The 13646-nt window shown below is 52.6% G+C and carries 10 protein-coding genes; 4 read left to right on the top strand and 6 right to left on the bottom strand.

The window, feature by feature from the left end:
• Nucleotides 1-9: 9 nt before the first annotated feature.
• From argH to argC, 5 genes are read right to left on the bottom strand one after another with little or no spacing between them, the layout of a single operon-like run.
• Nucleotides 10-1845, bottom strand: a complete 1836-nt coding sequence (gene argH / locus CWE23_RS10810; protein ID WP_126820250.1) for an argininosuccinate lyase — start codon at nucleotides 1843-1845, stop codon at nucleotides 10-12.
• Nucleotides 1838-3046, bottom strand: coding sequence for an argininosuccinate synthase (locus CWE23_RS10805; protein WP_126820249.1), 1209 nt, complete (start codon nucleotides 3044-3046; stop codon nucleotides 1838-1840). Before CWE23_RS10805 ends, argH begins: the two co-directional genes overlap by 8 nt.
• Nucleotides 3043-4005 (bottom strand): ornithine carbamoyltransferase, encoded by a 963-nt coding sequence (locus CWE23_RS10800; RefSeq protein ID WP_126820248.1) that lies wholly within the window; start codon nucleotides 4003-4005, stop codon nucleotides 3043-3045. The genes CWE23_RS10805 and CWE23_RS10800 overlap by 4 nt, the downstream gene beginning before the upstream one ends.
• 21 nt (nucleotides 4006-4026) lie before the next feature.
• Complete coding sequence (argB, locus tag CWE23_RS10795) at nucleotides 4027-4779, bottom strand: acetylglutamate kinase (protein WP_126820247.1); 753 nt, start codon at nucleotides 4777-4779, stop codon at nucleotides 4027-4029.
• Nucleotides 4776-5792, bottom strand: coding sequence for an N-acetyl-gamma-glutamyl-phosphate reductase (argC, locus tag CWE23_RS10790; RefSeq protein ID WP_126820246.1), 1017 nt, complete (start codon nucleotides 5790-5792; stop codon nucleotides 4776-4778). The genes argB and argC overlap by 4 nt, the downstream gene beginning before the upstream one ends.
• A 107-nt stretch (nucleotides 5793-5899) precedes the next feature.
• Between argC and argE the strand changes: the two genes are divergently transcribed.
• From argE to aceA, 4 genes are all read left to right on the top strand, one after another.
• Nucleotides 5900-7045 carry an acetylornithine deacetylase gene (argE, locus tag CWE23_RS10785; protein ID WP_126820245.1) on the top strand — a complete coding sequence of 382 codons (1146 nt, stop codon included), beginning with the start codon at nucleotides 5900-5902 and terminating at the stop codon, nucleotides 7043-7045.
• 63 nt (nucleotides 7046-7108) lie between these two features.
• Nucleotides 7109-8737 (top strand): methyl-accepting chemotaxis protein, encoded by a 1629-nt coding sequence (locus CWE23_RS10780; RefSeq protein WP_126820244.1) that lies wholly within the window; start codon nucleotides 7109-7111, stop codon nucleotides 8735-8737.
• A gap of 191 nt (nucleotides 8738-8928) precedes the next feature.
• A complete protein-coding gene (aceB, locus tag CWE23_RS10775; protein ID WP_126820243.1) occupies nucleotides 8929-10512 on the top strand; it encodes a malate synthase A in 1584 nt (527 codons plus the stop codon).
• A 31-nt stretch (nucleotides 10513-10543) separates the two neighbouring features.
• Nucleotides 10544-11881 carry an isocitrate lyase gene (gene aceA, locus CWE23_RS10770; protein ID WP_105307121.1) on the top strand — a complete coding sequence of 446 codons (1338 nt, stop codon included), beginning with the start codon at nucleotides 10544-10546 and terminating at the stop codon, nucleotides 11879-11881.
• Here aceA and aceK read toward each other — a convergent pair.
• Nucleotides 11865-13571, bottom strand: a complete 1707-nt coding sequence (gene aceK, locus CWE23_RS10765) for a bifunctional isocitrate dehydrogenase kinase/phosphatase (protein ID WP_126820242.1) — start codon at nucleotides 13569-13571, stop codon at nucleotides 11865-11867. The genes aceA and aceK overlap by 17 nt on opposite strands.
• Nucleotides 13572-13646 lie beyond the last annotated feature (75 nt).

The raw sequence follows: 13646 nt of genomic DNA, 5'->3' as shown, positions 1-13646 counted from the left end.
GTAAACGGCTTACAGCAACCGAAACTCCATGGCCAGCTCATCGCAGTTGGCCTTGCGCGGACACAGCTCACAATCTTTCATCACCTTCTCCGGCAAGCTGTCCTTCGAGCAGTGGTAAAAACCCTGCTGCTCAAAGAAGTCCGGCACCCGGGTTAACACAATCACCCGCTTTAAATGCAAGTCGCGGGCTTTGCGCAGTAGCTTTTCCACCAGCAGTCGTCCCTGCCCTTTAACCTTGCTTTGCGGGTTCACGCCAAGCGAACGAATTTCTGCCAGACCCGTGGTGTATATGTACAATGACGCACAGCCCATGACGTTGCCGTCAATTTCACTCACCGCAAATTCATTGATGGAATGAATGATATCATCCTTGGCGCGCGGCAAGTTTTCACCGGCTCCCGCCCAATGACCGACCAGCCCGACAATCGCGTCAATGTCCGATAGGTTTGCATCACGAACACGTATCTTTTGCTGCTGTTGATGCTTTTTCAGTGCCTCTTTGACGCGCTCCGGTGAGGTGCCGCCCAGTGCCTGTCGTTTTTCCAGCAGCGACTGTAGCGACAGCCACGGGTAGACATCCTCTTCAATCGTTTCAGTAACCTGCTGCATCTGTGATAATGACAACTGCTCCAGCGGCTTGCCCTGTTTTATCGCCAGTTGCACCAGTTCGCCGACTTGGTGGTGCGCCTGCCGAAAGGGTACGCCTTTACTCACCAAATAATCCGCCAGCTCAGTCGCGTTTGCATAGCCCTGTTGAGCCGCCTGCCGGCAACGTTCGCGATTGACGCGAATCCCTTGTAGGCACTGGCTGCTGATGTTGAGCGCCGCACGCCAGTGTTTTAATGCGTCAAAGAGGCCTTCTTTGTCTTCTTGCAGATCTTTGTTGTAGGCCAGCGGTAAAGATTTTAAGGTCACCGTCATTGCCATCAGCGCGCCGGTCACACGTCCGCTTTTACCCCGCACCAGTTCCAGTGCGTCGGGATTCTTTTTCTGCGGCATCAGCGACGATCCGGAAGTCACATCATCGGCCAATTCGATAAAGCCGGCCTCACCACTGTTATAGAAAATCAGATCTTCTGCCAGCCGTGACAAATGCAGCATCGATAATGACGCAGTACTGAGCAGTTCCAGCACAAAATCACGATCGGAAACCGCATCAAGGCTATTGCGGCAGGCAGAATGAAAACCCAGTTGCTGCGCCAACTGCTCGCGATCAATCGGGTAAGCCGTACCGGCCAGAGCACCACACCCCAGCGGCGACTGGTTCATACGCTCTAAAGCATCCACCAACCGCTCGTGGTCACGCTGCAACATTTCCACATAAGCCAGCGCCCAATGCGCGAATAACACGGTTTGGGCTCGTTGCAAATGGGTATACCCCGGCAATACCGTATCGATTTCACGCGCCGCGAACTCCGTCAACGCACCTTGTAACGTCGTCAGTGCCTTCAGCACCGCCTGGCCTTGTTGACGACTCCATAAGCGCAAGTCCGTAGCAACCTGATCATTACGGCTGCGCCCGGTATGTAATTTTTTGCCCAGATCACCCACCCGCTCAACTAACTTCCGCTCGATGAATGAATGGATGTCCTCGTCGCCGGCGACGGCGATCTGCTGCGGATGCTGTTGCAATTCCTGCCACAGCTCTGTCAGTGCCTGCTGCAGTTGTTGACATTCCTGGGCGGTTATTACGCCAACCTGGCGCAATCCATCAGCCCAGGCTACCGAGCCCTGAATATCCTGTTCGGCTAAAACATGGTCAAAAGGCAACGAGTCGTTAAACGCCTGAAAGGCTTCGCTGGGTCCGTCCGCAAAACGTCCTCCCCAAAGTTGCGCACTAGCCATCGCCGCCTCCTTGCTGCTGCAGTGCCGCTATCCGGCTGGGCAGCGAGAACAGACGGATAAAACCCTCTGCATGCTGTTGGTTATAGACCTCATCGGCACCGAAGGTGGCGAAGTCTTCACTGTACAAGGAATAGGGCGAGCGCTTTTTCACCGCTGTTGCCTGGCCTTTGTAGAGCTTCAGCACCACCTCGCCAGTGGCTTTTTCTGCCAGCGCTTCAGCGGCCGCCAAAACCGACTGTTTTAACGGCGTAAACCAACGTCCGTCATAAAGCAATTGCGCAAACTGCTCACTCAGTTGCGACTTCCAGCTACGGCTTGCTTTATCCAGTACCAGTTCATCGATTGCCTGCAACGCTGCCATCATCACGGTGCCCCCGGGCGTTTCGTAGCAACCACGGCTTTTCATGCCCACCAATCGATTTTCAACAATATCAACCCGTCCGACACCATGTTTGGCAGCCAGTTGATTGAGTGTTTCCAAACAGCCAAGCGGCGACAAGGACGCACCGTTAACCGCCGTGATTTCACCTTTTTCCAACGTCACTGACAGATATTCCGGCTCATCCGGCGCCTGTTCAGGTGAGTTAGTCAGTGTCCAGACTTGTGCGCTCGGCTCGTTCCACGGGTCTTCCAACTCGCCGCCTTCGTGCGAAATATGCCAGGCGTTGGCGTCACGACTGTATATTTTGGTAGCAGACGCAGAGCACGGAATATCGCGTTCTGCCAGGTAGTTTAACAACGATTCACGGCTGTCTAGCTGCCACTCACGCCAGGGCGCAATCACGGTTAGATCTGGGGCCAGCGCTGCGTAGCAGGATTCAAACCGAACTTGATCATTGCCTTTCCCGGTGCAGCCGTGCGCCAGCGCATCAGCACCCACTTTTCGTGCGATCTCGACCTGCGCTTTGGCAATAATCGGGCGCGCCATCGCGGTTCCCAGCAGATAGGTTCCCTCGTACACGGCACCGGTTTTTAGGGTGGGATAAATATATGCCCGGGCAAACTCTTCTTTCAGATCCACCACATAGCATTCACTGGCACCTGAAGCTTTGGCTTTTTCTTCCACTCCGGCCAGCTCTTCTGCCCCCTGCCCGACATCGGCGACAAAGGCAACAACGTCACAGTCGTAATGCTCTTTTAACCAGGGAACAATGGCGGAGGTATCTAACCCTCCGGAATAGGCGAGTACAACTTTATTCATGAGGCATTCCTTAAATCAGTAGCAGCGGCAAAAGCACAACTATCACTGAGCATCATGCTCAGTAACGCATTCTGGGCATACAGGCGGTTTTCGGCCTGTTGCAGACAAAGAGACAAATCACTGTCAATGACCTCCGAGGTCACTTCGTAACCGCGGTGTACCGGCTGACAGTGCATCACTGCACGGGGCTTAAGCTGGGCAACCCGTTGTGCATTAATTTGATAGGGCAGAAATTTTTCTTTCACCTGCTGTAGTGGGGTATCGTCTCCCATCGACACCCAGGTGTCGGTATATAAGACATCCACCGCGCCGAGGTCATCAAAGTGGGTGGCGTTATGCGCCTTCCCGCCGGCCTGTGCATTAATATCGTCCAGCCAGCTTTGCTCAATGGCCCGATCAGCCGGCGTCACGGATGTCACCTTGGCGCCAAGCATCGCCGCATACAACATCAGCGAGCGGGTTACGTTGTTGCCATCGCCGCAATACACCAGATGCAACCCATCAAGTGAACCGAATTGCTCCTGCAGCGTCAGGCAGTCAGCCAGCGCCTGGCATGGGTGATAGCGATCACACAAGCTGTTGATGACCGGCACCGATGCGTGTTTGGCCAGTTCCTGCAGGGTCTCGTGCTGAAGCACTCGTGCGACAATCGCGTCACACCAGCAGGATAAGTTTTTTGCGTAATCCGCAATACTCTCGCGCTGTCCCAGCCCTTGCCCCTGCTCATCCAGGTAAATGGCCTGCCCGCCCAGCTTTTGCATGCCAACGGCAAAGGAAACCCGGGTACGCAGGCTTGGTTTTTCAAAGATTGTCGCGATGCTTTTGCCGGCCAACAGTTGTTGATAGGCCTGCGGCCGGGCTTTCTGTTGTTGTGCGATGCTCAGCACCTGCTGCAGTTGCTCAGCGCTGAGTTCGCAACCCGACAATAGGTTTGTCGGTAGGGTCGTGGTGTCTTTCATGGTAAAACCTAAGTCAATAAATCAGTCAACGATCGTGGTGCCGGATTCTGGGCGGGTGAGGCACGCGCACCCGCAGATTCGCACACTGCGTCGCAACTGCCTGGCGGTCGCCAGGGCACTGTCCACTTTTACCTTCATTCCCCCGGAAATGACGCCCTGTTGGCACAGGTGCCGGTACCTTGCCGAATCGAGTTGCGGGATCAACTGTTGCTGCTGGTCGTAAACACCATCTACGTCAGTAACAAAGGTCAGTTTGGCCTTCAACATTTGCGCGAGTGCCGCTGCGGCATTATCCGCGTTAACGTTGTACCAGCCGCCGTTAGCGTCAAAGCCGATGCAACTGATGATGCTGAGGTGTGAGTGCTCGAGTAACCAGTTCATCCATTCAGATACCTGGCTTTGCTCCTCGTCGCAAATGCCCACTTGTCCCAGTTCACTCGACAGCGCTTTGCACCGCATTCCGGTTTCCCACAAGCTGAGACCGGTGGGCTGCAGTCCGGCTTCAATCGCATAACTCATGAGCTGTTTATTGGCATAACCGGCCAGAGCTCCGACAATCAGCGGCATCTGTTGCTCGTGACTGACCCTGAGCCCGTCACGCTTTTCGGTTTGTAGACCCATGCCTGCCAACCAGTTGTCAACGGCAGCACCGCCGCCATGCACGATGACGGTGCTGTGCTGTTGCTGTGCCAGCCCCGCAAATAAGGCTCGTAACTGTGCAGGCTGCGCCAGCAAACTACCGCCTATCTTGATCACTTCAACAACGCCGCTCATAACGGCACCCCGGTTGTTTGCGGCTCACCAAAACGCAGGTTAAGACACTGCAAGGCCTGGCTTGCGGCCCCCTTTAGCAAGTTATCAATGGCAGCAAAAACAATCAGTTGAGTCCCTTTACGATGCCAGCCAATATCGCAGTAACCGCTGTGCTCGACGTCCTGAATCGCCGGTGTATGTTGGTATCCAACCCGCACGCACGGATGTTTTTGATACACGGCATAAGCCTCGGCAACGTCTTGACACGATGTCCCTTCGGCAAGTTGCAGGTACAGCGTGGCTAAAATGCCCCGTTTAAACGCCCCCAGGTGCGGCGTGAAGACCACCGCTGTCTGCCCGTGCTGCTCAATTTCAGGCTGATGACGGTGATTAAATACCCCATAACCCTGCAGCGATAGCTCGGCTCCCAGCGTTTTATGCGTCGGCTTGCGGCCGGCACCCGTTACTCCGGATACCGCGTTGACAATCACCGGTTGCGACGCCAATAGATGCTGCACCGGCTTCAATGCCAGTAAGGTTGCGGTGGGGTAGCAGCCCGGTACCGCGATAAGATTAGCGTTTGCCAGTAAGCCGGTATGCCATTCAGCAAGGCCATAGACGGCTTCGCTCAGCAATTGCGGATGCGGATGAGAAAAACCGTAATGGGTGACATAGTCCTGTGCCTCTGCTAAACGATGAGCGCCGGATAAGTCAATGATAATGCGTTTGTTGTCATATAACTGATAGGCCAACTGCGCGGCGGCCTCATGTTCAGTGGCAATAAACACCACCTGCGCTGTTGCTTTGATTTGCTTCAGTGACAGGCTGTCCAGCCCCTGTAATGGCAAATCCACCACACCCCGAAGCTTTGGGTACAGCACCGACAACTTCGTACCGGCATCAACACTGCCTTCAGAAACAAAGCAGCCAGCAAGGGTCAATAATGGATGCCGCGCCACCAAACGACACAGTTCAGAACCAGCGTAACCACTGGCACCGATAACAACGGCAGTTAAGGACGAGTTTTTCTTCACGCGGCTATTTCCTTTACGACGATTTTCTGCTTCAGTGGTGAACAAGTGAATTTTTGTGCAGAATATCCGAATAAATATATTTATGCAACTTTTATGGATAATTATCTATGTCGATACCTTCCTTTTTTTCCATGTACCAGCAGTTAATTGCTACTCCTTCCATCAGCAGCATGGATCCAGGTTGGGACCACTCCAACAAAGGTGTCATTGATTTGCTCGCAACCTGGCTGGAAGCGCTGGGCTTTCAATGCGAGATCAATGAACTGGAAAATAAACCGGGTAAGTACAACCTACTGGCACGTCGGGGTACTGGTGCCGGCGGTTTGCTGCTGTCCGGACACACCGATACGGTTCCCTACGATGCCCAGCGCTGGAGCCTGGACCCATTTCAACTGACCGAGAAAGACAATCGCTGGTATGGCTTGGGTAGTATTGATATGAAAGGCTTTTTTGCCTTTATCATCGAGGTGTTAAAAAACCTGCCCAGTGCTGCTCAGCAAAAACCGCTGATGATTCTGGCGACGGCGGACGAAGAAACCACCATGGATGGCGCGCGCCAATTGTCGATGTTCAACAACCTTAAGCCGGACACCTGCATTATTGGTGAACCGACCAGTATGCGGCCGGTTTGCGCTCATAAAGGGCATTTAAGTGAAGCCATTCGGGTGATCGGGCGTTCCGGTCACAGTTCGGATCCTAAGCTAGGTATTAACGCTATTGAGGTGATGCATCAGGTGATCGGTAAATTGTTACAAGTCCAATCGGAATTTTCGCATAACTATTCAAATCCGATGTTTGCCGTACCCGAACCCACGCTTAATCTCGGTAGCATCCATGGTGGTGATAATCCCAATCGGATCTGTGGCTGTTGTGAGCTACAAATCGATGTCCGACCATTGCCTGGCATGGCCATTGATGACCTGTACGGTATCATCGACCGCCACTTGACGGAGCTCAAACAACAAACGGAAGCACAAATCGAGTGGCTGCATTTGCATGAACCCATTCCAGGCTTTGAACAAACCACCGATGCCGCCCTGGTCAAGCTCGCTGAAAAAGTCAGTCAACAGGCAAGTCAGGCCGTTAACTACTGTACCGAAGCCCCCTTTTTACAAGCATTAGGCTGCCAAACTATCGTCATGGGGCCTGGTTCGATCAATCAGGCACACCAGCCCGATGAGTTTTTGTCGATGGATTCGATAGATTCATCCAAGAAAACGATAGAAAGTTTAATTCGAGCCTTATGTTTTTAGAGCATGTAGCCGATAATGGTCAAAGCGTTCATGATCTAAATCAATAATAATTAGGAAAAGTTTATGTTTCGACAGCTTTCTATCGGCGTGCGTGCGTCCGCAGCCTTTGCCATCATTGGCCTTTTAGTGCTGGCATTGGGCATTTTTGCACTTAATCGTCTCGCAGTAGTGACTGACCAAATGGACTTTATCACCGACGTTCAGGTTCCCGCGGTCGACAACGTCAATGATCTCGATCGAGAGTTTCTTCGGGTCCGCATTCATTCGGCTAACGTCACCAATTTTGTTAACGACCCGAATCGCTTACCCGGCTACATGGACAAACTCAATGAAGCCATTGAAAGCTTGAAACGCAATCAGGATGAGTACTCCAACAGCATTGAAAATGCCGAAGCCCGTGAAAAGTTCAATCAATACATGGCGCTAGATAAGGAATATTGGACGCTTCATGATCAGTTCGAAAAACTCGTCGACGCACAGCTGACCGATCCAATTACGTCGCTGCGGGAAAATCGCATATTACCACTGACCGATGAGATCTCAGCCGCGTTAGACGAAATGCTGGCGCTGGAAATGGCATTGATTGCTGATGCAACTGAACAGGCCGGTGATGTCGCCACCTCAGCGAACATTGGTGTAATCACCGCGCTTATCGTTGCACTGATTCTGATGATCGTGTTTGCACTGGTACTCACGCGCAGTATTGTCGTACCGATTCAACAAGCGGTCGAATTTGCGCAGACCATTGCCGCTCGTGATCTTACCGCTAGCGTAGAGATTGATGGCAATGACGAAGCGACGGTGTTGCTAAAACAGTTACAACGAACCCAAAACGAGCTGCGCGAGTCGATTGCTAAGATTTCTGAGTCGTCTGAACAGTTGGCGTCAACTTCCGAGGAGCTGAGCTCGGTAACCGATGACTCTACCCGTACCATTCAACAACAAAGTGAAGAACTGGAGCAAGCTGCCACCGCCGTCACTGAGTTAACCACGGCCGTAGAAAACGTTGCGTCGGATGCCCAGAGTGCCTCTGAAGCCTCTGAGTCGGCTGATGAGCAGGCGCAGTTAGGGAATGACCGAGTCCGCAAAACCGTCACCGCGATCGAAGAGTTGTCTCAGGAAATTGGCGACTCGTCTAATAGCGTGACCGAGCTGGCCAATAAGGTTACTGATATCACCAAAGTGCTGGAGGTTATCCGTGGTATCGCCGAGCAAACCAACTTGCTGGCACTGAATGCCGCCATTGAAGCCGCTCGCGCTGGTGAATCAGGACGAGGCTTTGCCGTAGTAGCCGACGAGGTTCGCTCTCTGGCGCACAAAACACAGCAGTCTACGGTCGAAATTGAAGACATGGTGAAGGCCATTAATCAGTCCAGTGATATGTCTGTTACCACCATGAAGCGGAGCATGGAAAAAGCCACCAGTACCCTGGATATCGCCCGTGAGGCCGGCGAAGCGCTGAAACAAATCGCACAGGCTGTGAGTGAGATTAATACTCACAATACCTCAATTGCGTCAGCCGCAGAAGAACAAGCGAACGTCGCACGCGACGTTGATAAGAACCTGGTCAGTATCCGTGACCTGTCGAACTCAACGGCATCGGGTGCCGAACAGACCAGCGCTTCCAGTCAGGAACTGTCACGCCTGGCTGTCGACCTCAACGGTCTGGTCGCGCGCTTTAAAGTATCCTAACCCATTCACCGTCACATCAGCGGGGCTTATGGCTTCAGCGATAAACGCCCCGCTGAAATATTAACCACAGTTTGTCCACCTTTTAAATTACTCTAGTGAATACCCGCAATCAGCTTGATAAATTAGACTGATATAAAGAACAGGGTCTAACCTTAATCCGTGTTAACAAGTTAATAACAACGGATTCAAAAATGACCACCCAACTCGAATTTAATCAACCACTGAACGAACAGGCGAGCGCCCTGTTCACTGATGACGCCATCGCCTTCTTGACCGAATTGGTCGAGCGCTTCCAGCCCGAATTGCACCAGCTACTCGCGAAACGCAAGCAACGTCAGGCATCCTACGATGCCGGCCAATTACCCGACTTCGATCCGGCCACTCAGGCGATCCGGGACGGTAACTGGCGCATTGCTGAATTACCAAAGGACCTGACCAAACGGCGGCTGGAAATTACCGGCCCGGTGGATCGAAAAATGGTCATCAACGCCCTCAATGCAAATGTGGATTGTTACATGGCCGACTTTGAAGACTCACAGTCGCCAACCTGGGACGGTTTGCTCAACGGTCAACTCAACCTGCGTGACGCCAACCTTGGCGGCATGACCTACGATGATCCTGACACCGGCAAGCACTATGCCGTTAAGGAAAACCCAGCATTGTTGATTGCCCGGGTTCGTGGCTTGCATCTGCCGGAAAAGCATATCCATGCGGGCGGCAAACCCATTGCCGGCGCCTTAATGGATTTTGCGCTGTACTTCTTTCACAACTACCAAACTCGCCTGCAACGCGGCAGCGGTGTCTATTTTTATTTGCCCAAGTTGGAGCACAGTGATGAAGCCGGCTGGTGGGCAGACGTTTTTCACTACACCGAAAAGCGCTTTAACGTAAAAACCGGTTCCATTCGTGCCACCGTGCTTATCGAAACATTGCCGGCAGTATTCCAGATGCACGAAATTCTGTACCGCATGCGTGAGCATATTGCCGCGCTGAATTGTGGTCGCTGGGACTACATTTTCAGCTACATAAAAACCTTGAAAGCTCATCCTGATCGCGTTTTACCCGATCGTCAGGTGGTGAGTATGGATAAGCCCTTTTTAAACGCTTACTCAAGGCTGCTGGTACGCACGTGTCATTTGCGTGGCGCTCTCGCCATGGGCGGTATGGCGGCGTTTATTCCCAGCAAAGACGCGACCGAAAATCAGCAAATTCTGGCCAAAGTGCGTGCGGACAAGACACTCGAACGGGACAACGGACACGATGGCACGTGGATCGCCCATCCCGGCTTGGCCGATACCGTGCGCGAAGTCTTCGTCGAGGGAATGGCTGCTGACAACCAATTGCAGGTGCTGCGCGACCAGGACAACGACATCGATCAAGCGTTGCTGCTGCAACCCTGCGAGGGTGAACGCACCGAAGCCGGTATGCGCACCAACATTCGCGTTTCACTGCAATACATCGCGGCCTGGCTGGACGGTAAAGGCTGTGTGCCCATCTATGGATTGATGGAGGATGCCGCGACCGCCGAGATTTCGCGCGCCTCAATCTGGCAGTGGATTCGCCATCAAAAGACACTCAGCGATGGCACCATTGTCAGTAAGCAGCTGTTCCGGGACTACCTGCAGCAGGAGGCGGCTGTGGTTCGCCAACACGTTGGTGAACAGCGTTGGCAAAACGAGCCTTTTGCCGAGGCTCTGCAGTTACTCGAAGACATCACCACCGCCGATGAGCTGGTCGAATTTCTAACCTTACCCGGCTACCAAAAGCTGGCCTAACGATAACAAAACGCTATACAGGACAACCATCATGACAACACAATCTCTCTCTCAAGCGGCACAAGCCAAAAAGCTCCAGGAACAATGGCAGTCAGATCCACGCTGGCAAGGTGTCGAGCGTCCCTACTCCGCCGAAGAAGTGGTACGCCTGCGTGGCTCGGTACAACCGGAATATACCTACGCGCGTAACGGCGCCAATAAATTATGGCGACTGATCAACGGTGAAGCGCAGGGTAAATTTGGTAAAGACTATGTCAATGCACTTGGCGCGCTAACCGGCGGCCAGGCGGTACAGCAAGTGAAGGCGGGTCTGCAAGCAATTTATCTGTCCGGCTGGCAAGTAGCGGCTGACAACAACAGTGCCTGCAGCATGTACCCCGATCAATCCTTATACCCGGTTGATTCGGTACCCACGGTGGTTGAACGAATCAACAACTCGTTTGCCCGCGCGGACCAGATTCAGTGGTCAAAAGGCATAACTCCGGAAGATGACCGTTACATCGATTACTTTGCCCCCATCGTTGCCGATGCCGAAGCCGGATTCGGCGGGGTGCTGAACGCTTATGAGTTAATGAAACGAATGATTCAGGCTGGCGCTGCCGGTGTTCACTTTGAGGATCAGTTAGCTTCGGTGAAAAAATGCGGTCACATGGGTGGTAAAGTGCTGGTTCCCACCCAGGAAGCGGTACAGAAGCTGGTTGCGGCCCGGTTGGCTGCCGATGTTGCCGGTATCCCAACGCTGATTGTCGCGCGTACCGATGCCAATGCCGCCGACCTGCTGACCTCCGACTTTGACCCCAATGACAAACCCTTTATTACCGGAGAGCGCACCGCGGAAGGTTTTTACCGCGTCAAACCCGGAATTGAGCAAGCCATCTCCAGAGGCCTGGCCTATGCCCCTTATGCCGATTTGCTCTGGTGCGAAACGGCAAAACCGGATCTTGACGAGGCGCGGCAATTTGCGCAAGCGGTTCACGCCAAATACCCAGGCAAATTGCTTGCTTATAACTGTTCACCGTCGTTTAACTGGCGCCGCAACCTTGACGATGACACCATCGCCAAGTTCCAGCGCGAACTCGCTGCCATGGGTTATAAGTTCCAATTCATTACGCTCGCCGGTGTTCACAACATGTGGTATCACATGTTCGAACTGGCTTACGATTACGCCCGCAACGATATGTCGGCTTACGTTCGCCTGCAACAGCAGGAGTTTGCGGCGGCCGACAAAGGCTACACCTTTGTCGCACATCAGCAGGAAGTCGGTACCGGTTATTTTGACGATTTGACCAACGTCATCCAGGGCGGTGTTTCATCCGTCACCGCCTTGACCGGCTCAACCGAGGAAGACCAATTTAAAACCTCCGCGTAAAACGCAGGTGTTGCTCATAAGGAAACACATCCGTCAGGCGTCCCTCGCGGATGTGTTTCTGTATTTTTCGCCAATAACCCGGGTCATTCAAATCCGGGTGATGCTTAAGTAAAACCTCACGCAAATGCGGCTGTGGCACCGCAAATTGCGCTAATTGCTCAGGGAATACGTCATCTGGCGCCGCAGACACTTCCGCATCCATAAAGCCATCCTGTTTTGGCAGTGCGCGAAAACTCATGTCCGTTAGGTAACGAACCTCATCGTAGTCATAGAACACCACTCGCCGGTGGCGGGTCACACCAAAGTTCTTCAGTAGCATATCGCCCGGAAAGATATTGGCCGCTATCATTTCCTTGATCGCCAGACCGTAGTCATTCATGGCCGCATCTATCTCATCGTCACTGGCGTATTCCAGGAACAAGTTCAGTGGCGTCAGACGTCGCTCGACGAAGAGTTGTTTGATGATCAGCGTCTCGCCCTCAATCGCGATTGACCCGGCAACCGTTGACTGCAGTTCCTGCAGCAAATCCGCAGCGATTCGCTTGAGCGGAATGGCGACGTCGGCAAATTCCAGTGTATCAGCCATACGCCCGACCCGGTCATGACGCTTCACCATTCGGTAGCGGTCAATCACCGTTTGTCGGCTAAATGCCTTAGTGGATCCAAGTTTGTCCTTAATCACCTTAAACACATAGGGAAACGACGGCAGTGTAAATACCGTCATTACCATACCTTTTACTCCCGGTGCCGCCACCAACTGATCATCAGTCCGTTGCAGATGATGCAAAAACTCGCGATAAAACTCGGTTTTACCCTGCTTATGAAACCCTATCGAGGCATAGAGCTCGGCCAGGGTTTTGCGGGGCATCAGATCTTTTAAAAAGCGTACCAGCGCCGATGGTGCTTCGGTTTCCACCATAAAATAAGAGCGTGCAAACCCAAAAATGGTCGCCATTCGGTTGGAGTTGGTAATGAACGCATCGACATAGAGTTTGCCCTGGCTGTTCACCAGCACCGGGACAATAAACGGATAGTGATGACGCTCGGTGACAATGCGCCCAACCAGGTAAGCGGCTTTATTACGAAAAAACGGCGAGTTTAAGACATCGATACGAATGTCATGCGGTTCAATTTCGGTTTCCTGTGACCGTTGCAAAAAGGCATCTCGCAACTGCTCCAGATCGTTTTCGAAATGCTCAAACTCCCCGTTTAAGCCGCTGTCCAGAAAGATCGTTAAGAGTACCTGTTGCAGCCCACCTTTTACCGGAAAATAGCTGCGGTACTGGCTTTGTACGGAAACCGGAATGTGGCTGTGTAATAAGGTTTCAACGAAAATAAAGTCGTTATTAAAATAACGCCGTTCGAACGCCCGGCAAAACACCGAATTATAAAAGGTTTCGGCCAGTTCAGCCTGCGGGTGAAACTTGAGTAAGGATTGATAACGCTGACGCGTTGCCAACCATAACGCCGCATCAAAGTCTGCTCCCACCGCACGTTGCACGGCAACGCTGGTTTCCTTTACTTGCCGGTCATAATAGGAAATGCGTTCGGCGGAGGCATTCACCACACCTTGCCATTGTTGTTTTAAAAAACGCGAGCGGGCGCCGCGTGTGAGACGCTGAAAACGGTCATAGTGACAATGAAAACCCTGCAAAATTTTCTGTGCTAAATACTGACTATCAACCGCCAAAATCACGCTCTCCACGTCGTTTTTTAAGCTCTACCATAGCGGTTTGATACATTCTGTTACAGTCCTTTTTATGCT

The organism is Idiomarina aquatica (assembly GCF_003987185.1).
Taxonomy (GTDB): domain Bacteria; phylum Pseudomonadota; class Gammaproteobacteria; order Enterobacterales; family Alteromonadaceae; genus Idiomarina; species Idiomarina aquatica.
Note: the sequence above shows the minus strand (reverse complement) of the source record. Positions and strands in the feature narration are given on the sequence as shown.